15 protein-coding genes are annotated in these 23,811 nt (G+C 60.2%); all 15 read right to left on the bottom strand.

All coding sequences use genetic code 11. The features are described 5' to 3' along the window. Positions 1–10: 10 nt before the first annotated feature. Positions 11–382, bottom strand: coding sequence for a calcium-binding protein (locus tag IDH44_RS19815; protein WP_190920562.1), 372 nt, complete (start codon positions 380–382; stop codon positions 11–13). A 117-nt stretch (positions 383–499) separates the two neighbouring features. Further along, positions 500–772 carry a nucleotidyltransferase family protein gene (locus tag IDH44_RS26720; protein ID WP_223869859.1) on the bottom strand — a complete coding sequence of 91 codons (273 nt, stop codon included), beginning with the start codon at positions 770–772 and terminating at the stop codon, positions 500–502. Between the two features lie 118 nt (positions 773–890). After that, complete coding sequence (locus IDH44_RS19805) at positions 891–1,139, bottom strand: hypothetical protein (RefSeq protein WP_190920561.1); 249 nt, start codon at positions 1,137–1,139, stop codon at positions 891–893. Positions 1,140–1,427: 288 nt separating this feature from the next. Further along, the gene (locus IDH44_RS19800) at positions 1,428–2,522 is read right to left on the bottom strand and encodes a Gfo/Idh/MocA family protein (RefSeq protein ID WP_190920560.1); all 1,095 of its coding nucleotides are present in this window, start codon (positions 2,520–2,522) and stop codon (positions 1,428–1,430) included. 950 nt (positions 2,523–3,472) lie between these two features. Next, a complete protein-coding gene (locus IDH44_RS19795; protein WP_190920559.1) occupies positions 3,473–4,369 on the bottom strand; it encodes a fumarylacetoacetate hydrolase family protein in 897 nt (298 codons plus the stop codon). 307 nt (positions 4,370–4,676) lie between these two features. After that, positions 4,677–5,450, bottom strand: coding sequence for an SDR family NAD(P)-dependent oxidoreductase (locus IDH44_RS19790; protein ID WP_190920558.1), 774 nt, complete (start codon positions 5,448–5,450; stop codon positions 4,677–4,679). Between the two features lie 188 nt (positions 5,451–5,638). Further along, positions 5,639–6,427 (bottom strand): IclR family transcriptional regulator, encoded by a 789-nt coding sequence (locus tag IDH44_RS19785; RefSeq protein ID WP_190920557.1) that lies wholly within the window; start codon positions 6,425–6,427, stop codon positions 5,639–5,641. A gap of 467 nt (positions 6,428–6,894) precedes the next feature. Further along, positions 6,895–11,544, bottom strand: a complete 4,650-nt coding sequence (locus tag IDH44_RS19780; protein WP_190920556.1) for a carbohydrate-binding protein — start codon at positions 11,542–11,544, stop codon at positions 6,895–6,897. Between the two features lie 83 nt (positions 11,545–11,627). Then, complete coding sequence (locus IDH44_RS19775) at positions 11,628–13,223, bottom strand: extracellular solute-binding protein (protein ID WP_190920555.1); 1,596 nt, start codon at positions 13,221–13,223, stop codon at positions 11,628–11,630. Between the two features lie 38 nt (positions 13,224–13,261). After that, positions 13,262–14,122 carry a carbohydrate ABC transporter permease gene (locus IDH44_RS19770; RefSeq protein WP_190920554.1) on the bottom strand — a complete coding sequence of 287 codons (861 nt, stop codon included), beginning with the start codon at positions 14,120–14,122 and terminating at the stop codon, positions 13,262–13,264. Between the two features lie 16 nt (positions 14,123–14,138). Next, a complete protein-coding gene (locus IDH44_RS19765; RefSeq protein ID WP_317890223.1) occupies positions 14,139–15,050 on the bottom strand; it encodes an ABC transporter permease in 912 nt (303 codons plus the stop codon). A gap of 191 nt (positions 15,051–15,241) precedes the next feature. Then, a complete protein-coding gene (locus tag IDH44_RS19760; RefSeq protein WP_190920553.1) occupies positions 15,242–17,572 on the bottom strand; it encodes a helix-turn-helix domain-containing protein in 2,331 nt (776 codons plus the stop codon). A gap of 248 nt (positions 17,573–17,820) precedes the next feature. After that, the gene (locus tag IDH44_RS19755) at positions 17,821–19,623 is read right to left on the bottom strand and encodes an S-layer homology domain-containing protein (RefSeq protein ID WP_190920552.1); all 1,803 of its coding nucleotides are present in this window, start codon (positions 19,621–19,623) and stop codon (positions 17,821–17,823) included. Positions 19,624–19,643: 20 nt separating this feature from the next. After that, positions 19,644–21,761 (bottom strand): choice-of-anchor I family protein, encoded by a 2,118-nt coding sequence (locus IDH44_RS19750; protein WP_190920583.1) that lies wholly within the window; start codon positions 21,759–21,761, stop codon positions 19,644–19,646. Positions 21,762–22,003: 242 nt separating this feature from the next. After that, the gene (locus IDH44_RS19745) at positions 22,004–23,620 is read right to left on the bottom strand and encodes a polysaccharide deacetylase family protein (protein ID WP_190920551.1); all 1,617 of its coding nucleotides are present in this window, start codon (positions 23,618–23,620) and stop codon (positions 22,004–22,006) included. Between the last annotated feature and the right edge of the window lie 191 nt (positions 23,621–23,811).

Raw genomic sequence — 23,811 nt, 5'->3', positions numbered from 1 at the left:
CTTGCTCCCGTTAAAAAAAATACCCACGTTCAACCCAATAATGCCAATCTTCCACGGCCAATTGCGTTGACTCATCTGCCTGGAGCGATTGCAATTGGGCTAGCGGCACTGCAAATTTGCGACCTTGCCATTCGATTTGCACCCACATGCTGTCCTTATATTCACTCTCAGGAGACATGTCTAACACAACCACCTCTTCTCCCTCCTGCAACGGCGATTTCGCTTCCACATGCTTGCAACGGGCGGAGAAGGGAAACTGCAGCTGTTCACCCAAATAATTGTACCAGCCCATTGCTTGCTCCTCGCCGTCATAGGCATCTACGATAATCTCCATCATAATTTTCTCTTCCCGCGCCTCATCTTTTGCCCTGACGATGCTCATCTTTCATCCTCCCTTTTTGATTTCTTTATTCGTTGTCCTCAACCGCATATATTCGGCCTTTTTCAGGCATTCCCATGTCTTGTCGAACAAGGGCGGGCATTATCCATATCAGTCTGATTAGACATCATCATCGGCATCTCCTTCAAAGCCGCCCTCCATATGGCTGGACCAAGCATGCGTAATAGATGAAATTTGCCGACAGTAGCGTGCAAGCTGCGGAAGCTCGTCCAGGTTTGACAGCACGACCACCAGATCAATATCACCGGGATCGGGATCGCCTGCACCCATTGACCCGCACAGGACCACTTCCTGAACCGAAGCCAGATTTTTCGCCTTTTCCAAGGCGAAACGGGCAAGCCGCCTTCTGGCGGTTTGCGATTTGGAAATCATGAGTGTTTCGTTCCGAGAAAGTTAGACAAGTATACGCGAGAGCATATGCTTTCTATACTTTCGCGAAAAGCGTTACCACCTTCGTAAAACGAATGTTGTTCAAATCGCAGGATTTATTTCAACAAACCTGATCGATTTCATAATCATCAGAATGGTCAGCCTCGCCCGTCAAACAAGTAAAACAGGAATTCCATCCTGCAATAGCGGTGCCCACCGCCCAAATCGGTTGCCCGCATTGACCGCAGCAAGCTCCGTTTTCTTTAGCGGAAACGGCTGCTTCAAGGCTTTCGATAAGATTCTTTTTGCTCTCTTTTGGATTGTGCTTCATATGCAACGTTGCGAACTTTTCAATCGATACAGGAACCATATTTAACACCCCACTTTCTGTTGGATCCAAATGGCACCGGCGCGCACACACAATCCGTGCTTACGCGCGGCTAACCACTTTTTTTAATCATATACCTCATACCTCGTCGTTGGAAGGTTTCGAACACTGTATTTACAAAAAGTTCTGCAATTAGACGCAATGGCAGGCAAAAACGAAAGACTTCGGCCCATCTCACGATGACCCGAAGTCTTTCTTTCAAAAGCAATTCTCAAAATCGCTTCCCAGAATGAATCAGATAACGGTCCATAGCGGCTTGCCCGACAATGCCTACGCCTCTTCCATCTCCGACATGTATACCGGACGATTGTCTGTCATCGAGGCGTAGGCGCCGAACACCATCTTCATCGTGCCGAGATTGTCGCGTACGCTGTTGGCCGGCTCGCGGTCCTGCTCGATCGCCAGCATCAGCTCGCCCATCGTGCCCATGAATGCATGCGGGAACCACTTGCCCTCCAACTGCGGCGTGAACCACTGGCTCGCGTCGATGCGCTTGGAATAGTAGCTGAGCGTATCCTCACGCCCGACCGGGTAGTTGTACAGTGAGCCGTTCGTGCCCTTGATGATGCCCTCTGTGCCCTCGAAACGGAACGTGGCGTACCAGTCGTCCTCGCTGCCGATGTGATTGTGATTGTCATGGATCAGCCCGCGCGCCTCGCCAGGGAAGCGAATATGCAGCAGCGTCCGCGTCTCGCCCTTGCACTGCTGCCCGGGGAAGCGTGCGCCGTCGGCATAGATGTATTCCGGCTCGCCATACAAGTAGCGGATCGTATCCATATAATGAATGCTATGATACATGAATTCGAGCGTCTCGATCTCGCGCAGCCACTTCCAGTTGGCGAATTCCTGCTTGACGTTGACCGCGATGTTCGCCTGCAGCAGCTCGCCGAGCCAGCCGCGCCGGATAATCGTGTGGCTGGCGCGAATGCCGGGCGACCAGCGCATCTGCTGATTGACCGCCGCCTTCACACCTGCCGCCTCACAGGTGCGCACGATGCGCAGCGCTTCCTCGTAGCTCTCGGCCAGCGGCTTTTGGCACAGCATATGCTTGCCCGCCGCCGCCACCTGCTCCACGATCGTGGGCTGCACCTTCGCCGGCACCGCCAGGTCGACGACCTGGACGTCCTCATCGGCGAGCAGTTCCTCCATCGTCCCGTACACGCGCCCGATCTCGAACTTGTCCGCCAGCTCGCGCGCCCGATCCGCATTCAGATCGTACAATCCGACCACGCGAAGGCCGGCCATCCGGTACGCCGGCAGATGGCAAGACTCGACGATCTCGCCCGCGCCGACGATCGCGATCCCCCGGCTCTTGTCCTCCGGCAGCGCCGGCTTGTAATCCAGGTCCAGCCATTTCGTATCCATCCTACGTCCCTCGATTCTCCTTCGTCTCTTCCGTCTGCCTTCTCCTTCGTCACTACCGCACGAATAGAATCGCCAGCGCCCCGCGCCACCATTCACCCATTCATAATCCCATTCGCAAGCCCGTCCTGATAACGAGCGCGACGAAGCGCCACCCGCTCAGGGAATGCGACAACATGTGCCGCGAACTGTACAGCTCTTCGACAAGGCGGTCCGCTGTCGCGGGTGAAAGGGCCGTCCAAAAGGTCGCCAATTGCGCAGATGCAGGAAACCCTGATAGGAGCCTGTTGTCGCAAATGCAAGGACTCCTGATAGATGCCTGCTATCGCTGATACAGGCCCCCCCGGGAGGCGGCCCGCTTGGCGAACTGTAAAAGTGCAGTTATTTTCGCCGAAATCGGCTCATAAAGGCCTCTCAACTGCAAAAGTGCAGTTATTTCAAGGCAAAAGCCGTTTACTCACGTCAATTCACCATATTAAACTGCACTTTTACAGTTGAGAAAGCCATTCGATCGGGATTCTCCTGAGTGAACTGCACTATTGCAGTTCACTCAGGCCCACCCGGCCACACCGCTTCCACTTCTGAACACGCCGGCTTCCACTTTTGAACACACCGCCTAGCCTTCAAGCCACATCCAGGCCGCGTCTGACTGGCGCCCCGCTTTCAGCCAGACTCCAACCAGCTAGCGCCTGCATTCGTCTGCGTCGTCTGCGCGCGTCTAAGCCACGTCTGCGCACGTCTAAGCACCTCTTCGCAGGTTCGCGTATGTCCGCGCACATCTGCGCACGTCTTCGCACGGCTGGGTATGTGGACATATCTGCACGCGTCTAGCCACCTCTTCGCACCTCTTCGCACGTCCGGATGTATCAGCGTATGCCTGCGCATGTCCCACGTCTGCGTTCTTTTGCGTTCGTTTGCGTTCGTTTGCGTACGTCCGCGTATGCCTTCTTACCTTACGCCTCCGCCACCATACGGTTCGTCAGGCTGCCCAGCTTCTCGATCTCGATCGTGACGATATCGCCGTCCTTGAGGTATACTTGTTCCGCCTCGGGATAGCCGAGCACGACGCCCTCCGGCGTGCCGGTGAGGATGATGTCGCCGGGCGAGAGCGTCAGATGCTGCGAGATGTAGCTGACGATCTCGTCGCATTTGAAGATCATGTCCGACGTGTTGGAATTCTGGCGCACCTCGCCGTTGACGAGACACTTGATGCCGAGCGCGTTCGGGTCGCCGATCTCGTCCGCCGTCGCCAGATACGGGCCGAGCGGGGAAAAGTCGTCGCAGATCTTGCCGAGCATCCACTGCGGCGTGCGCAGCTGCAGATCGCGTGCGGACAGATCGTTGACGGCGCAATAGCCGAATACATGCGCGAGCGCCTCGTCCTTCGCCACATACTTCGTCTCCTTGCCGATGACGATGACGAGCTCGGCTTCGTAGTCGACCTTGGTCGACGCCTTGGGCAGCGCCACGTCGTGGCCGTGGCCGGTCAGCGTGTTGTCGAACTTGTTGAACAGGATCGGATACTCCGGAATCGGCGCATTCGTCTCCTCGGCGTGCTTGCGATAATTGAGTCCGACGCAGATGATCTTGCCGGGGCGCGTCACGCACGGACCGAGCGTCAGGCTCGCTTCGTCCAGCAGCAGCTCGGCGCCGCCTGCCTGGACGGCCTGCTCGGCCAGCGCCTGCAGTTGTGCAACTGCCGCATTGCCTCCCGCGATGACGGCGTGCACGTCCTGCGGTACGTCTGTCAGACCCAGCTTGGCCGCAGCCGCGCTTACCGCGACGATGCCCTGCTCCGTTTTGATGCCCAATCGCTCTTGTCCATTGTCGTAATAGGTCAGCAATTTCATGAATTATCGTCCCTTCCTTTTACACAGATGTAGGATTGCGTCATTCCAGAATTGCATATCGTGGATTGCCAGACATTCAATTTGCGGATCGCCAGACATTCGATTAGTGAATCGTCAGACATTCAATTGGCGGATTCAGACATTCGATTCGGTCGGAACCGTGTGTGGTCAAGGCTGGCAAGCAGCTCCGCCCGCGCTCCGGCACCGCCCGTTCGTCGTCCGCGCCACCGGACAAGGTCAGCCGACGTTAGTTAACTAACGCATTCCCGATTATCGATCGGCACCTTGCGGCTAGTCCGGCCAGCCGTTACGCATTCTTGCCGAATACCACGCCGCCGTCGATGTATAGCGGTGAGCCCATCATGAACTTCGATTCGTCGGACGCCAGGAACAGCGCCGCCTGCGCGACATCCTCCGGCCGACCGAGCTCGCCGCTCAGCTGACGCGTCTTGATCGCCGCGATCGCCGCCTCGGGATCGTCATACGATTCCTTGAGGTACTTCTCCACGAACGGCGTCAGAATCGTGCCCGGCAAGAGCGCGTTGACGCGAATGTTGTACGGCGCATAGTCGACCTGCATCGACTTGGTCAGCGCCAGCACCGCGCCCTTGGTGGCCGAATACGAGGCCCGGCGGGCCAGGCCGATCTCGGCGATGCACGAGGACATGTTGATGATATTGCCCGCCTTGCGCTCCATCATATGCGGCAGCACGTACTTGCTGGCCATGTAGACGCCGCGAATGTTGATGCTCATCACCTTGTCCCAGGCGTCCGGCTCGATCTCGTGCAGCATGCCGACGCCGCTGATGCCGGCGTTGTTGAACAGCACGTCGATCTGCCCGTATTGCCCCAGCGCCTCGTTGACCATCGCCTCCACGCTCGCCGGATCGGTCACGTCGGCGCGGATGAAGAAGGCCTCGCCGCCCTTTTCCTTAATCTCGCCGACCGTCTCATTGCCCTTCGCCTCGTCGAGATCGTTGACGATCACCGACGCGCCCTCCGCCGCGAACAGCAGCGCGGTGCTTTTGCCGATGCCCGAGCCCGAGCCCGTGATCAGCACGACTTTGCCTTGCAATCTCATCTGTGCACGCTCCCTTTTCCTTAACTAATACGTCTAGCCTGTCTACCTTCGACCTGCTTACCACATACGAAATCCTGCTTGCCGCAACCGAAGTCGTGCTCGCCGCTTCTGCCCGTCGCCGAAGCTCCGGCTTGCTCGCTGTCCGGCCTGGGACCCGGCCCGACCATCCGCCAAGCGCGCGCTCCCTGCTACGGCGCCTCGCTGCCGCGCCCGCCGCTCTGCGGCTGCGCGCCCTGCGAGAGCTGCTGCGCCAGCAGCCGAATCTCGCGCTCCGCCAGCTCGGCCTTGCGCTCCCAGTGATGCTGCGGCATCGAGCAACTGACCGCGGCCAGCGTCTCGCCGTGCACGCCGAATACCGGCGCCGCCACGCAGCTGAAGCCGACCACCGCCTCCTGCAGATCGAAGGCGGCCCCTTCCTCGCGAATGCGTATGAGCTGACGCAGCAGCTCCGCCCGCGAGGCAATCGTGTACGGCGTGCCGCACGGCGCCAGCTCCTCCTGCGGATACAGCGCCTCCAGCTCCGCGTCCGCGCATGCGGCGAGCAGCGCCTTGCCGAGCGCGGTGCTGTGCGCCGGCAGCTTCATACCCGGATCGGAGGCCAGCCGCACCGGCGACGGCACCTCCTCCTTGGCCAGATACAGCACCTGATCGCCCTCCAGCTTGGCGAGCTGGATCGTCTCGCCGATCCGCAGCTTGGCCGCGCCGGCCTCCTGATGGAACAGCGCCGTCAGATCGTACTGACGGAAGTATGTACTGCCGATCTGGCCGAAAAACGAGCTCAGCGTATAGGTGTCGCCCTTGTCCTTGACGACCCAGCGCAGCTCCTCCATCGTGTGCAGCAGCGAAAACATCGAGCTCTTGTTGATCTCGAGCCGCCGCGACAGATCGATCAGCTTGAGCTGGTTCGGATGGGCCGCGATCAATTCGATCACGCGCGTCGCCTTCTCCAGTGCCGGTACCCAGTACTTCTTCTCCATGACGCCTCCCGCAGTCCTCTGCCGGGACAGGCCGGATGTCGGGCCGGATGCCTGCCTCGCGAATCGGTTTAATATAGCGAACGTAGTTTAAACAAAAACTGTTTTTATCTTATCACCTGCCCAAGGACGGGTCAACACCAAAAGGACAGCCCGACGCGCTCGCCTGAAGCGCCCTACCGGTGGGACGACTTCTGCCGACGATCAAGATCAGCCTTGGCCGGCACCTTCCCCACAACAGGACGGCGGATGCCCGTTCAGGCGGCGAGGCACTCGGCTTCATACAGACCTCCTCGGAGCGGGATAAGCACGATCGTCCGCACGCGCAATGCCCGGACGCATAATGTCTGGACGGGCTACGTCCGGACGACCAAAAACTGCCCGCACAATTGTGCGGGCAGTGCAAGTCGCCTATCGGTCCCCGCGCTCCCAGGTCGCCGAGTCTCTTCCTAATCGCCAGGCAACCGTCGTCAGTTCCCTCGCTCGATACGGACATTGTCGATATACACGGTAGTATTTCCGCCGGTCGTCGCCGTTTTGACATACACATTGTCGACCGTAGTCACGCTTGTGTTCGTAAAGGGTACATCGGCAGCCTTCAGTTGCCCGTCCACATACAAATCATACGCTTGGGCGAACGGCCGCACGACCAGCTTGACCGTATACCACGTATTCAGATTATAGCTCTGAACCCATTGTTGCACGCCGTCCGAATCAACATATACCAGGTCGTACGTCGACCCGTTAGTCCGCGTGTGCAGCCGAATGCCTGCTGTCGTGCCGCTGTTCAGCTGCATATAGGTGAACTTTCCGGTGTCCGCGTCCATGAAAGACCACTCTGCCGTGAGGTCGCCTTCCTGCGGACCGAATGCCCGGCTGAGCCTGACATCGCCGGAAGACGTATAATCGGATAACGCGACGCTGCGATCCGAAGCGTCCGGGACCGGCTTCACCATACCGGATGCCCCTCCAGTGGCCGAGACGGCCCAGCCTCTGGGTACAGTATCGAGCGCTTCATCGTCGAAATCGCTGTTCACCAGCGTCGTCACCACCGAGCGGGGAGCATCGTCCACTTGCACCGAATCGACGTATAGCGTCGTCCCCGCAAAGGAATGTGAGGACTTGAAGTACAGATTATCCCATGAGGCGATCGGATTGCGGAAGGCCATGCCGTCGATCTTGCGCTCGCCGTCCACATACACGTCGAACGTCCCGACGGCGGGGTCGCCGACAATCCGCAGCTCGTACCAGCGACCGGGCTCATACGCATCGATCAGTTGCCACGCGCCCGCCGCATCCTGCACCATCAGAGCAGGCTCGCCGCCGACCAGCTGGGTCGTGATCGTCACAGCCTCGGTCACGCCGCTGCGCAGCCGGAAGTAAAACCACTTGCCGCCGTCCGCATCCATGAATCGCCATTTCGTCCCGAATCGGCCGGTCAACGGCGCCAGATCGACTACCGCGCTCACGGCCCCATTGTCGTTGTCATCTGCGAACAGCAGACTGGCATCATGGACATACGGCACAGGCGCGATACGTCCGGACGTATCCGGCTGCTCGACGATGCTCCAGCCCTGCGGCTGGGCGCCAATCGTCTCCCCGTCCATCGCGCTGCGAAAGCGAAGCGATGAAGCCGCGATCTGGACATCGTCCAGATACAGGACGTCCGGCGATCCCGACGATGCCTGGTACACGATGCTGTCCAGCTCCCGCAGCGGGGAGAGGAACGGAATATCGGCAATCAGCAGCATATCGTCCACGTAGATATGGTAGAGCTGCGACAATACGTCAATCTCCAGCCGGATTGAATACCAACGGTTCGACTCGATATTCTGGAGGCGCTGGCTCGTGCCCTCGAGCGTCGTGTACGAGAGATAATTGCTGCCCAGCGTCAACGTCAGCGCATGCTCGAAGTTGGCATTGCCCACATGAATGAACATATAGCGATCGGCCGACGGCAGCATCATTCGCCACTCCGCCGTCATGCGCCCGGCCTGCGGCGCGAATAGCCGCGAGAGCGAGAATTGCCGGTCGCCGGTGCCGATGCGCAGACTACGGCTGCCAGGCGAAGGCGCCTGTTCGATGACGGGCGCCGTGCCGCCCCAGCCCCAGTCCGGCGGCAGCGCGCCGACAGGCAGCCCCTCGAAGTGCTCTTCCACTTCCCCATCCGCGATCTCCGGATAGTCGGCGTCCAGACCGCCCCTCCATGCCATCAGCCATTCGTGAATACTGCCATCTGCTTGGCCGTGTGCGGTCACGGCCTCGACGGCGGATTGCCCGAGCCGCTCCTTCAGCTGCTGCAGGTAGAGGCTGCGGGGCAACACCGGCTGGCCAGGACTGACCCAAGGCCCAGGTCCGTTCAGCTCGCCGATGGCGCCGATGGCGAAGCTTTTGCTGCCCGGCGCGCTATCCAGCTTGATCTCCCCCGGCCGTCCGAGCCAGGATACGCCGCCTGCTCCTGTCACATTCCACAGCACGTGCTGGGCGCCGGACCAGCCGTGCTCGCTCGGACGCTTCCATACGCGCAGCGTGCCCCCCGTCACATTGTCGTACAGGGTGCCGATCGCATAGTTGTTGTGCGGCCCGCTGTCCTCTCTCGACTGCACCGCCACGCTGTCCAGGAACACATTGGGCCCCGTTACTCTTGCGCTGGTGCCGAAGGAATGTCGGCCGTCCTCGGCATAGGCGCGCTGCACCAGGTTATAGGCAGACTTGCCGTAGAGGAAGAACGGATAGCGGCGCCCGCCCACCACAATGGAGCGCGGCGCCAGATCGGCGCTGTCCTGCACGGTGACATAGCTCGTATCGGTCAGGCTCGCCAACCCCTTGACAAAATACTTCGCGGTTACATTGCGAATCCATCCGTGCACCACGCCCTTGTACGCAATGCCGTAAAATCCGTGATTCTCGTCGGTCGCGCCCTCAAAGCTCGATACGAGCCGCAGCCGCTCCACCCCGACCCGAGCCAGCCCGGTGCTGTCGCGCTTGTACAGATAGCCCGCGCTATGCGCCGCCTGAATCGGGTGAATCAAGGGCAAATCCACGGTAATGCGATTACCCGAGACGCCCACGATCTTCCGCGCGAATTCGTACACGTAGTAATTGCCGTCCCAGGTGTCCTCCGCATCGCTCCCCATGCCCAGATCATCGGCCCAGGCCTCGTTGAATTGCTGCAGTACCACGACGGCATCGCCAACCTGATAGCCCGATCCGTCCTGCACGTCAAATGCAACGGCGCCTGTTGGCACGTACGACTCGATCAGCGGCTGCCGCGTCCCCGGCAGCTCTCCGTACACACTCCCTCCCAGCGAAAAATAATCCAGACCGAGCAGATCGGTCGCCGTCGCTTCGCTGTGAAAGACCAGATACAGATCATGGACGCCCGCCGTGCTCTTGAGCGGGATGATGACGTTCCGCCAGTTCGCAGATTGGCCGCTCGTCAGCCCCTGTCCCAGCACCTCCCCGGTCGGACTGTCCTTGCGGATCTCCACCCGGACTTCATCCGGACTGCCTGTGGATTGAAAGGTCAGATTCGCATTGACCCGCCCTGTCATATCCACATCTTCATAGGCAAGCCAGTTCCCGTCGGCAATGCCGGACACATACGAGCCGCTGCCCCCTTGACTGATCGCGGTACCCGACTGCGCGTCGAACTGCTCCGCCTCGCGCCGAATCGTATCCCGAAGCAGCCGAAGCGAGCGAACATTGGCCAGCTCCTCATTGGAGCCGGACGCAAAAGTGACGTACACATCCGCATTTCCGGTCGCAGCCGTCAATGGAATGTTCAGACTGACCCACCGATCCCAGGCGCCGGTGGGCGCAAGATCCGCCGAGCCGATCACCGTGCCGGTCGGACTGTCTCGCCGCACCTCGATGACGCCGTCAGTCGCCGCCGTGTCCGAGGCATAGCGCAATTGGAGGAACGATTTATCGTCGAGCCGGTTGTGCGCATACACCTGCAGCCAGTCGCCGTCGCGCAAGTCCTGCATCCTGTAGTAGGTACGCGTCTCGTCCAGACTCGGCTCCGCACCGGAGGAATCCAGGAGCGCCGCGGCCTGTACCTCGGGCGCGTCCTCTGCGTCGGCCACGATCAGATTTTGCTGCCGCTCCGATGTGAACCGGAGGACTGTGCCGTCCGATCCTTGTCCTTCGCCGCGCAACACCACGCCGTCCGTATGCAGATGCAGCGAGCGGCTGACCTCGTACACCCCGCGCTTCAACAGCACCGCGCCGCGAAAGCCGTTGCCATCCGGCGCGAGCGCGGACACGTCGTCGATCGCCTCCTGGATGCGCGCCGCATTGTCGCCCGGAGCGGGCTCCAATTGCTGCATGACGGCGATATCCGGGATCGCGGTCCCGCCGCCGCCGTAGCCGGCATGGGAATAGTCGATGAGGCGATTCCCGGCGTAGGCCTCGTCGACCCGCAGATCGTCCACGTACACGTCCCCGCCGTTCGTTTGCGCGAGCGCAAATTGAATCTGCGTCAACTCCGATACCGTATGCAGCATCGGAAGACCCGTCCCTGCCGTCACCCCGTCAATCGCGAGGTCGAAGGTGCCCGATCCCGTATCCGCCACCAGCTCGACCGTCAGCCAGGCATCGCGGCTATACGACTGAAGCGTCTGCCAGCCGGCGTCCGTCTCATACGCGATGCTCGGCGTCCCGCCGCCCGGCAAGAGTGAGAGCGCCACTGCATCGGCGGCGCCGTCCCCGAGCCGGATGCTCGCTCCGCCGGCTCCCGCATCGTATAACCGCCAGACTGCCCTGACCGCTCCATCCTGCGCCCGAAAGCCGCGAACCGCCTCGACCGCGTCGGAGGATGTCGGGACATACAGTTGCAAGCTCTTGTTGCGATTATCCGGATAATCGGCTACGCGAGCCATACTGCCGCTGCCCGTCTCTGTCACGGTCCAGCCGCCGGGCGCCAACCCGGTCTCCTCGGTGTCGAACAGCGCCGAAAAAAGCACGTTCGCATAATCGTTATACACCAACTCGCCACTGCTCCCCAGATAGACCGGCGCCTCCTCGGCCGCACCGGACGTCGGCAGCAAGCAGCCTGCGCAGACCGTCAGGAGCAGCGTTCCCGCTGCGCGCAAGACCGCTCGTCTCATTGCATCCATCGCATGATTGCCTCCCTCTTCGCTTTTAACGCGATCCGGGAAGCCTGCGGCGCCGCCGCAAGCTCCCTGGACCCTAGCTTTGCTCACTCATAGACCCGCTCGTAGGCCGCATTATACATATCGCGCAGCTCATAAGCGCCCAGCTTGCGGCATTGCGCGATGAAATCGGCGATGCTCTCGTCCGTAATGGCAATCCGCCCTGCGATGAACTCCGATATTTTCTGATCCATATACGTGTTCAGATTACTCTGCTTGGCGATCTGAAGCTCTGTCTCCTCGGCGGTCAGCACCAGCGGCTTCGGCGCCTGACGCACGATCGGGCTATACATATCTTCGATCGCCTGCGCTTCCTCGCTCAGCCGCTCGGCTGCGCGCGACTTGCCGTTGTTGAGATTAATCTCCGGATACCACACGCCGTATTCGCCGCGCAGCAGTGCGTACGGCGCCGGTCCGAGCGATTCCAGGAATTTCGCCTCGCCATCGACGAATTCATAGGTCGTCCCCTCGATGCCGTATGCCAAGTAGTTCGCCCCTTCTTCTCCTACCAAGTAGTCCAAAAACCGGACCGCGGCTTCCTTCTCCTTGATCTGTCCCGAGATCGCAATGCCGTTGACACCGATGTAATCCCGGGAATATTGATAGTCGGTTACGCCTTCCGCAGCGAATTGCGGCATCGCGCTCATCTGGAAGCCGGGAATGAGCGCTGCCTCATCGGCAGCACTATTGAAGGAGGCCACCCGCGTTTTCCAGAACCATGTCACCAGACCTTTGCCGGAGAGCATGCGCTCCTCCCACTGTGCCGGCTTCAGGATCGCGAATTCAGGGTCGAGCAGTTCCTCTTCATGCAGCTTGTGCATGAATTCGAGCGCCTCGCGGAAGCCCGGATGATCGCCGGCGAACACATACTCGTCCGACTCCGGATCCATCGGAATGTACCCCTCAAGTCCGCTGAACGCGCGCAATATCGGCGTGAACAAGGTAGCCGGCCCATTATGATTGCCTCGCTCCGGCACCAGCGGATAGGTGTCGGGATGGTGTTGCTTAAGCGTTTTCAGAAGCGTGTAAAACTCGTCCGGCGAGGTCGGATTGTCCAGCCCGTATTCGTCCATCAGATCGGCTCTGACGATCCAGGCGTAATTGAAGCCGACGCCTTCCAGCGTAGGCACTGCATAGATCCCCCCGTCCTCCCCGGTGACCAGCGCCTCCGCTTCCGGGTATTCCGCGAAGAACTGCTTCAAATTCGGGGCGTACTCGTCCATGTAATCGGCCAGATTCAAAAACACGCCATCCGGTCCGTAGGTGCGGGCGTCGCTGTGCGGAACCGGAATGAAATCCGTCACGGAATTGGTCGCAATCATGATTTGCCGTTTTTCCGCAAGTCCGCCCGGAGCCAGTTCGAACTCGACCGTCACATTCGTCTGGTCGCGGATTGCCTCGAATACAGGCCAGTCCTCCTTGATCGGCGCCTCCCTGCGGTCGTAGGCCAGCCACTTGAAGGTAAGCGGCTCGTCGGATACCCGCCCTTGCCCTGTCTGCGCTTCGCTTCCGGCGGTACTCGTCTCTGACGAGCCCGCGCCCGAACTAGGCTGATTCTCCGTGTTGCCGCTGCACGCGCCCAGCGCCAGCAGGCCTGTCAATGCCAGGATGCCGGCGAGCGCCGGCCGTTTTCCGTTTTTCATGTGATCCATCCCCCTGATTTGAATATCTTCGGCAGCGTCTATCCTTTGATTCCGCCAATCATGCTGCCCTGGACAAAATATTTCTGGATAAACGGATAGACGCATAAAATCGGCAGCGTCGCAATCACGATGACGGCGTATTTGACCGTCTCCACAAAGGTACCCCCGTCCTCGACGTACGTATCGGCCGTCGAATCGGAAATGACAATGGTTCGAAGCAATATTTGAAGCGGATACATCTCTCGCTCACGCAAATACAGCACCGCGTCAAAAAACGAATTCCATTGGGTGACGGCCGTAAACAAGCCGATCGTCATCATCACCGGCAACGACAACGGCAGCACGATTCGGAATAATATGCCCAGCGGGCCGCAGCCGTCCATCGTAGCGGCATCCTCGAGCTCTCTGGGAAGCGCCTCGAAGAAGGTGCGCATAATAAACAGGTACCAGGTACTGATCAGCGACGGCAGCACCATCGACCAGACCGTATTGAGCATGCCGAGCTGCTCCACGACCAGGAAGGTCGGGATCAGTCCGCCGCTGAACAGCAGCGTGAAGGCCGTCGCCATTAAAATAAAGCGTCGCCCCGGCAGCTCCCGCTTCGCCAGCGGATAAGCCATCATGCAAGTCGCGGTCAGCGTCAACGCCGTCTGCAGCGCCGTGTACCGGATTGTATTCCAATAGCTGATCCACAGATCGGACCGGCTCAGAATACGGTCGTAGGCGATCCAGGTCCAGCCCTGCGGCAGCAGCTTGACCTGGCCGCTGGAGACGAGGCCGGGATTGCTGACCGAGGCCGAGAATACATACAGCATCGGGTACAACGTGACCGCGATTAGAACAAGCATCAGCAGCACGTTGCCAATGTCGAACAGGCGGGAGCCCATGCTCGTTTTCATAGAATCGGGTTCCTTTCTACCACAGACTGGTGTCCGAATATTTGCGCGCCGCCCGGTTCGCCAACAAGACGAGCACAAAGCCGAACAAGGATTGAAACAGCCCGACGGCGGCAGCAAAGCTGAAATTCGCGCCAAGAATGCCTCGCCGGTATACGAACGTATTGATGACGTCAGCCGTCTCATAAATAAACGGATTGTACAGCAAAATAATTTTCTGGTAACCCACTTCCATCATACTGCCCAGGTTCAGCACAAACAAAATGATGATGACCGGCACCATGCCGACAAGGGTCACATGCCGAATCTGCTGGAAGCGGTTGGCGCCATCGATCCGCGCCGCCTCGTACAAGGTCGGGTCGACGCCGGCAATCGCCGCCAAATAAAGAATTGTTCCCCATCCTAGTTTTTGCCAAATTTCCGAGCCGACATAAATGGTTCGAAACCAGCCGGGATCGCCCAGGAACATGATCCGATCAAAGCCGAGCGCATCCAGCAAGTGGTTGACGATGCCCGATTGCGGCGACAAAAATGTGACCGTCATGCCGACGATGACGACCGTAGACAAAAAATGAGGCATATAGCTGATCGTTTGAACGACCCTGCGGAACAGGACATGCTTCAGCTCATGGAGCAAAATGGCCAGCACAATCGGCGCGGGAAAATAAAACAGCATCTCGTAAACGTTCAGCAACAACGTATTTCGGATTAACTTCCATGAATCCGGCGTTTCGTAGAAGAACGTGATAAAATGCTTGAGTCCCACCCAGTCGCTGCCCCAAATGCCCCTGGCCGGCGAGTAGTTCTGAAAGCCGATGAGCACGCCGTACATCGGCACATACTTAAACACAATGTAGTAAACGATGCCGGGCAGCAGCAGCAGATAATAGACCTTGAACTTGCGCAGGCGCTCGAATAATTGTACAGGCACAGCAGGTTCCCCCTTTCTCTTGTATTGCAGGCGCGGGGCTTTACGCTCCTGCGGTTCCGCGCTGCCGTTCTATCGTACTCGGCGGTTCGGCGGAGGTAAAGCATCGTATTTTGATGAACGGACAACAACAAGAATCGGTGCTTGCGATCGTGCAAAGCTGTGAGCAGCGGGGGATGCGGGCTTTTTTTTGCTCAGCTCGACTTATGCGCCTCCCGATACTTGCCGGGCGTGACGCCCGCATATTTTCGAAACATCTTGATAAACGGATTCCGTCCCCAATACCCAATCCTCACCGCAATCTCGTCAAGCTTCATATCCGTCTCCAGTAATAGTTGCTTAGCGGCCTCAATTCGGCACCGGGTCACGTAATCAATGTATTTCTCCCCCATCTCTTCTTTGAAGCTGCGGCTGAAATGGCCGATCGACATGCCCATCTGTCCAGCCAATTGTTCGATCGTCAGATCCGATCCGTAATGCGTGCGAATGTAGTCGGCTACTTGATCGAATCGGCCGTGCTTGTCCTCCAGATGCTCCCGCTTGAACAGCTCTGCCGCCGCATCCCGGAAAAAAAGGCGCAGCTCGTCCCACGTCGCACTGTCATGAAGACGGCGGAACAGGGAAGCGTACTGCTCGATGCTGAATTCGTGGTTGCCATCGGCGGACACCGCTCGCAACCAGGTGTTCAGAATATCCGTGCTTCGTTGACGCACGATATCGGCCGTAGCGCCGCCCGCCCTGGCCTCGTCCAGCCATTCGTTCACATGGTCGACCATGCTCTGGAAGCTCCCCGATTTGTACAGGTTCAAAAATTGCTTGACTTGCCCGGCTGGCAAAAAACCGTCGATGCCGCGCGGTTCGTCCAGTTCCTCGCAGAGCTGCACCGCTTCGTCAAAACGCTGATACTTTAACTTGCTGAGCGCGTGCCGATAGGAACGGTGCAGTTCGGAGACAGCCGCTACGGAGCAGCCCAGTGCGGCAGCAGCACGATAATTGGCGCGTTGTTGCGAGAGAATATCCATCACGGCGCCTACCCTCACATCGACTGCCACCGTCTCCATCTCCTGCGGCAAGGCGATTACGCAAGCGAGCAGCTCCTTGCGAATTTCGCATAACCACACTTGCCCTTCGAGTCGCCGTTCGATACGATGCTTGAGCTCGGTCATCAAAAAGGTTTTATCCGTCTCCGTCAAAGGACGCTCGGGATCGCCCCGGTAGCGGAGCTCGATGCACAGTACAGCCAATGTATCCGCAAACGCCGTATCGAAGCCAACCTCCCTTGCGTAATATTCGACCGACAGTCCATCTCGAAACTCGCCGAGCAGCACCTTGCTTAGAAAATACTCGTGCATGACCGGCGAGATGCCTTCAATCAGCTCGGCCATCTCCCGATGCTCCGTTACAAGCGTCCGCGACCATTCTTTGATCAGGTCGAATTCATTGCCTGCGGCTTCCCGCCTTGGCTTGGCGCGCGGCTCCAGTTGACGCTTGATGTCGCGAATCGGGCGATACAGCTTTTTGCTGAGCAAATAGGACAAGCCGACGCCGACTAGCAGCAAGAAGCCCAGCAGCAGCGCACTGGCCCGCTGAATCAAGATTCCCGGACGCAGCAATTCCCTCTCGTCGGCCAAGCCGACATACACCCAGTCGAACTGACCCGAGTAATAGCTGAGCATCCGCCAATTGCGATGACCGGCTGCAATCCGCGGCTGCTCCGACTCCTCCGAATTCGTCGCCCGAAGCAAAACTTGTCCGTCGATTTCCCCTTGACCGGTATAGGCCAGCACTTGCCCGGCGTAATTCACCAGCGCCGCCTCGAAGGCGTTATTGCTGGCATCGATATGAATCTGCTGACGCAGTTGCTCCGCGTCGATATTCATGACCAGGTACGCTTCGGGCTTCCGTGAATTGAACGGGTAGCTGATTGTGGCGCTGATGTAGCGGCCCGCGCTCCGTTCTGCGCCCGTATATAAATCCCTCAGCGAAATCGTTTGCGGATTCGACAACGCCATCATTTTTTTTCCGTTGAACAAGGCATCGATCGTTTCCGCCGAATAGCCTTCAATATCATTGAAATAATTAAAAAATACCGCTTTGCTAAAGTGGCCGGCACTGCTGATTACTATGTCGTGGTTGGCCAAATAAAGATAGGCGTCCTTGGCCAAGGACTGATAAGGCGCGCTCTCCGATACCTGATCGGTCAGCGACTTGAGCAAGTCAATGCGGTTCTCGGGGTCGCCTTGCCCCTCCAAATCGAGCAGCAACCGGGGCAGCTCGGATTTTCCAAGCTGCGCAATCATATGATTTTGAAGCGCTTCCATCAATTCGTCCGTCCGAGCGGCAAAATGTCCGACGACCGTGTCGCTGGCCTGCTCCATTTCCCGCTCCACGAGTCCCACCACGTAAAAATACGTAAATGAGCTGGCCAATATGGACGGCAGCATGATCAGCCCCAGGAAACTGGCGAAAAACTGCCCGAATACATTAATACGTTGCTTGCTTGCTTGCGGCGCCGATTGCGTCATCTCCCCAACCCTCTCGCTGTTCTTTTAAATGTCATTATAATAGACATTCCGATTTCTCGCCTCACGGCAGACCGTAGCAGCGGAGGGTTCATATTTTCGCAAGCATGGAACCTTGCTATTCCCTTCGCCGTTTGTTAAACGTATTGCACGCAAATAACGGTGCTGGGATAAGAATCCCCGGCACCGTTATCCTAGATGCTGCCTATTCATATTTCGATCGTTCCGAGAGCCTGCGCCGAAGGCCGTCGTCAACTCGGATCGATGAACCCCGCTTCCTCCAGCAGACGCTTCAGCATGACCGCCGCCTCGGCGCGGGTCGCTTGCGCCGCGCCGTCGAAGCGGCCGTCCGGACGGCCTTCGATGATGCCGCGCGCCGCCATGTCGGCGACCGCCTCCTGCGCCCATCCCGGAATCGTCCCGGCATCGGCGAAGCCGCCTAGCGAATGCGCCGCCAAGCTCGCGGCCGCAGTTGCTTCGGTTGCCTTATCCGTAATGTTGTCGGTTGCGTCTTCGGCTGCATGGGCATGAATCTCCGCTTCATCCGCGCCAGCGCCCGCATAGTCCAGCGCCCGGTCCATCATGACTGCCAGCTCCTGGCGCGTCACCGGCCGCTCGGGGCCGAACAGGCCGTCGCCGTAGCCCTCGACCAGACCGGCCTCGGCTGCGGCACTCACGACATCCGAGTACCAGCGGTCAGCCGCGACGTCGTCGAATGCTGCCGGACCTTCTTCTGCCAGCGCGAGCGCGCGCACCGCCAGTGCGGCGAATTCCGCACGCGTCACGTCGGCCCCCGGCGCGAAGCGATGCTCGGCCACACCGTTCACGACCAGCTTCGAAGCGAGCAGTTCGACATCCGCCTTGGCCCAGTAGCCCGGAGCGAGATCGGCGAACGACTCCGCATGGCCGATCACCGCGTAGACGCTGTTGCCGTTGCGCTTCAGCAGCGCCATCCCTTCCTCGGCCTCGAACAGCGACGGCACGAAGCGAAGCTCGCCCGTAGCCGGATCGTACAGCACACCCGTCAGTTCCCCCGTCATCACGGACGACGCAGCGCCGTCGATACCCGTCGTCGGCAACGCACGCTCGACATACGTATTGCCATAGTCCAGCATGATGCGCTCATCGCCGGCTTCGCCGTATACCTCGAACTCAACCGGCTGCCCAATCAGCTCCAGCTCCTGAGCTGCTGCCGCAGCCTGTGCGTCCTTGGCCGTCTCTTCGTCCGTCAGCCCGATCGTCATGACGAGCGCGGCGTCCTGCTCCGATTCCAGCTGTCCGGCCAGCTCCAGCGGCAGCCGATAGCTGCCAAGCGCCGTGACGATCTCCAGCCGCTCGACGCCTTCGGCTGCCAGCAGCTCGCGCAGCGCGGCCGGCTCCAGATCGACTGTGACCGCCTCTGCATCTCCGGCGTCGACCGTGATCTTCAGCGTGCCTTGATGTTCCCGCAGCGCTTGTCGGATCTGGGCGGTCGTAATGCGCGCGGTCGCCTGTTGTCGTCCGTCCGCATCCGCGCTTACAATCGGTCGCACCCTAATCGCACCGGCTCCGATTGTGCTTCCGCCAGTAGCAGGCGGCACGTATCCGCCACTGCCGCCACTGCCTTCGTCGTCTTCATCGTCATTTCCACTGCCGCCATTGCCTTCGTCATCCTCATCGTCATCACCGCCGCCGCTGCCTGCATCCTCCTCCAGCTCCAGCGCCGCGCTCTCCGATTGCTCACCCGAGCCGGTATACACCGTCAGCTCGCCGTCCGCCGCCGTTTCCGGCACGACGAAGGCGAAGCTGTACATACCATCCGCGTCCGCGCGCACGCCGTCGAACACGACGACCGCCCCCGCGCTGTCAATGACGCGCAGCGAGACCCACTCGCCCGCCGCGAACTGTCCGGTTGCCGTCACCTCATCGCCGTGCTCCACCGCGCTGCGATCGAGCGCCAGCGTGTGCATTGCAGCCGCGGACAGCGTGCCTGCCGGACCGCTCCATACCGCTCCGGCGGCGGGGGCAGCGGCCAGTACGACCGCTGCCGTCATGCCTGCCATCCATTTTTTCATCGTTACCACCCCGTCCGCCATTATTGCAGTACGACCGGCTGACGCTCCGGATCATTCGTCAGCTCGTCCACGACATACACCTCGACGACATCGCCCGCTTGCACGTTGAACTGCGCCTGCGGCGTCAGCGTGCCGCTGTCCAGATCGCCGCGCACCGCGCTCAATGCGAGCTGCTCGCCGCCGCGCCGCAGCGTGAAGACGACCGTCTCGTTGCCTTCATGTCCGGCGATCGCCGATACCGATGCGCCGAACGTCACCAGACCGCTCACGTCTTCGTTGACCGTCATCTGCACCTTGCCCTGCTCGCGCGTCACGGCATAGTGGGCTTCATCGGCGATGCCCGTCACCGCGAAGGACGGCGCATCCTTGACGATCTCCATCACGGCCAGTGTGCCGGACACCTCATTGCCGGCCAGCAGCAGCGCTTCGCCGGTCGGGCTCTGCTCGGCCGGGATGAAGTCCAGTCCTTCCGGGCCGAGATCGCCTGCGCCGCTTTCGTTCACGTCACGCAGATTGTAGTATGTCACGAACGCCGGCGCCTCCGGATTCGTGACATTGTAGACCATGATGCCGCTCTGGCGCTCCAGCCCGACGAATGCATAGAGCTCCCCGTCGATTTCGCCCAGCTCGACATATTCCGGCTCCGGTCCTTTGTTGTCGCTGCGATTGTCCTTTTCATTCTCGGCATGGTCGCTGTTGAACAGGTCCGGCATCACTTGCGCGACAATCTGCTCGAAGCCGTCGCCGCTGTCATACACCTGCTGCTGATCCGTCCCGAGCTGCTCGACGTCCCAGATCGAGAACGACCGAGCGCCATAGGCGTACAAGCCGCTCACATAGGTCGTGCCGCCCTCGGTATACACGCTGTCCGATACGGAATTGGTGATCGTCAGCCGCCCGAGGTACTCGTCCTCGGACAGTGCGGCCAGATCAAGTGCGTCCAGCTCTTCCTGCGTCGTACCCGGGTAGTTGGCCGCATCCAGCGCGATCACGAAGCCGTCCTCCGGTCCTTCGTCGCTCATCATGTCCTTGAAGCGCAGCTCGTCTGCGATCTCCTCGTCCGGGCCGTAGGCGCGCGAGTCGCCTTCGTTGGCCGTGAACAGGTACGCGCGGCCGTTGATCGTCTTCAGCGCGATGCCGTCCGGCATGTACATGCCGAGCACCGGATAATTGGCGATGTTGATCTGCGGATCGTCCTCGGGATCGCGGTCGGAGGGATCCAGGCCATTCCCCGGCAGCATATGGTTTTTGTACCCGAGCCCGTGGACATTCGTGAACCTGCCCTCCGCCACATCGAGCACGGCGATCGCGTTGGATTCCTGCAGCGCGACATACGCCTTGGCGCCGTTCTCTGCGACAACGATGAATTCCGGTTCGAAGTCGGCCGCCCACTGCGCGGGTGTCGGCTCTTCGACATAACCGGTGAGCAGCGAGGCGTACCGGACATTGTCATCGATCACGATCGACGGATCGTCGAAGCTCGCCGTGCTGGCCGCGAAGCTGTATGCGCCCGCCGCCTCGCTCCACGTAATCATCGAGACCGAGCCTTCCGGATCGACCGTATAGTCGGCATTCGGCTCGCCCTCGTTGGCGACGAGGAACGTGCGGCCGTCCGGCGTCAGCGTGATCATGTCCGGCAGCGCGCCCACCTCGACGTAATCGAGGAATTCGCCCGACTTCGTAAAGAAGACGACGCTGCCATTGTCCGTTTTCTCCGAATTCGGCACCGCGGCGGCCATCAGGTCCGCGGTCGGATGCACGACGACGCTCGTCACATCGCCGAACAGCTCCGGCCGCTCCTCCGGGCTGTGCGCGGCAATCGATATTTTATTCGACTCGGCTACGCTCAGCTCTTGTCCCTGCACGGCATGCTGCAGCCCGGCCAGATCGACGATCTCGATTGAAGCGGTCGCGCCGTTGATCAGATACACCTTGCCTGTCGCCGCATCGTACGTGACGATCTCCGCCCCCGACTCCTCCAGACCGGCGCCCGTGTCGTATCCGGCGATCTTCGTGACCGTCAGCTCCTCCGTACCGGCATACGCGTTGTCCCCAGGCTCGGCTACCGCAGTCCCGGCCAGCGGCGTCAAGGCCGTCAGTCCCATCGACAGCGCGAGTACCCCCGTCAGCTTCTTCATCTTGTCCAATCGATTCCCCTCCTACAGATGACAGTACTTGTCCCTGTCTCAGTGTAGAAGGCCAGCATTAAGCGAATGTCAACGTATCGTGAAGGTCTTGTAAAGGCTGTCCGCTTCAAGCGGCTGAGCGCGCCAACAGGCGCTGCCCGGCGACTATCGCCGAGCAACGCTTTTCTCCAACCCATTTTCGGCCACTCTGGCACTTTTTCACCGCACTTCTCATGCAACGCCTGCTGCGACGTCTAGTCCGTATATCCTTCCAGCAGCGCCGACACCGGCTCGATCGCATACCCGCGGGCGCGCAGCCCTTCGATGATGCCGGGCAGCGCATCGGCCGTATGCGTGCCGTCCAGCAGATGCAGCAGCACGAGACTGCCGCCTTGGGCCTGGGCAAGCGTAGCGTCGACAATCTGCTGCGCCGTGCGCTCGCGCTTGTAGTCCTCCGGGTCGACGTCGAACAGGACGATGTCCCGATAGCCCGTCGCGGCAATCGCGGCCAGGTCCTCCGGCTCGAACGCGCCCGTAGGCGGGCGGAACAGCATCGCCGGCGGCTGCTGGATCGCCTCGGCGATGATCCGGTGCGCCTGCACGATCTCCTGCTGCAGCTGCTGGGTCGTCAGCTCCGTGATGACCGGGTGGCTGTAGGTGTGATTGCCGACATCGTGCCCGGCCTCGGCGATCGCGCGCGCCAGATTCGGATTGCGCACTACGCCGTCCGCGCGCAGGAAGAAGGAGGCCCGCACCTCATACTCCGCCAGCACGTCGAGGATCGGCGTAATGGCCGCGTCGCTGCCCCAATCGTCGAAGGTCAGCGCAACCGCGCGGCTTGCTCCGCCATTCTCGCTGCGGTCTGCGGCCGAACCCGCGCCGGCATTGTCCGTTGCGCGTCCCCCTGCTTGTTCATCTGCTTGCGCTATTGCCTGCTTCTCTGCCTGCTCGTCTGCCTGTCCCGTCGCATGTCTGCTTGTCATTTCCGCCGCGTCGTCGCCTGACTGCGCTGCGCCCCGCCACAGCCGATAGTCCGCTCCCGCGCCAGCGTCCGAATCAAGCAACGCCGCGTCGTATCCCGGCACCTCGTCTCCTGCCAGGCGCGCGCCGCCCTTCGCGTCCAGTTCCTCGAGCGTGACGAAGGCATAACCGACTGCCTCTGCCGCTTCCGCGATCCGCTTGACATTGGCGAGCAGGTCCTCGTTCTCCTCCGTATCCAGCGCCAGGATGGCGCCGCGCTGGACGTAATTGCGAATGAGCGTCCGCCGCTCCTCCTCCGTCTCCTCCTGCCAGTTGTGCAAGAATAGCGTCTGGCCGACGACCGCCCGCAGCCCGCCAGCCTCGGCGGCGTAGCGCAGCGCGTCCGACACCTCGCCCCAGCTCGAACGGACGTAGCGCGGATCGGCCTCCGTATGCTCGCGCAGCACCTGCAGATCGAGCCGCACCTCGCGCTCCAGTTGCTCGTAATTCAGGCCTTCGATCGCCTCCCGATTGAGCGTGCCGGCCTCCAGCTCGTGGCCGTGCGCGGCGATGCGCCGCGCAATATCCGGCTCCTCCGCCACGCGCATCCCCGGCAAGAAGAAGCTCGCCTTGATGCCGTAGTCGTCGAGCTTTTGCAGCAGCCGATCCATCCGCTCCTCGTCGCCCATGCCATTGAAGGTCAGCGCCAGCGCGCGCTCGGTCGTATATACGGAATCGATCACCCGGCTCATCTCCGTCGGCTGCGGCACAGCCTGCGATTGCCCGGCGCCTCCATTGCCCGGCCCGCTTGCTTTCGAGCCGCTGCAGCCGGTCAGGAGCTGGAGAATGGTCAGCAGCAGGAGCGTAACCGTTATCGGCAAGATTCGGTTCCTTCGTTGGTTATCCATCATGTCGTCCCCTCTTCAAGCATTGTCAGGTTTATGCAAGGTCTGGTTTATGCATTGTCAGTTCGCCTATGCTCATTGCAGCCGCGGTTGTGGTCATCCGACCGCCGTCATGTCGCCGGACCCTGCGCGCGGGACACCTCCTCTTATTTTACCCCTTCAAGTGTACTTTAAAATCGCAGCTGCCACTCGCTAGA

The sequence above is a fragment of the Paenibacillus sabuli genome (genome assembly GCF_014705605.1).
GTDB lineage: Bacteria > Bacillota > Bacilli > Paenibacillales > Paenibacillaceae > Paenibacillus_D > Paenibacillus_D sabuli.
The sequence above is the reverse complement of the archived record's forward strand: the minus strand, read 5'-3'. Positions and strand labels throughout refer to the sequence as shown.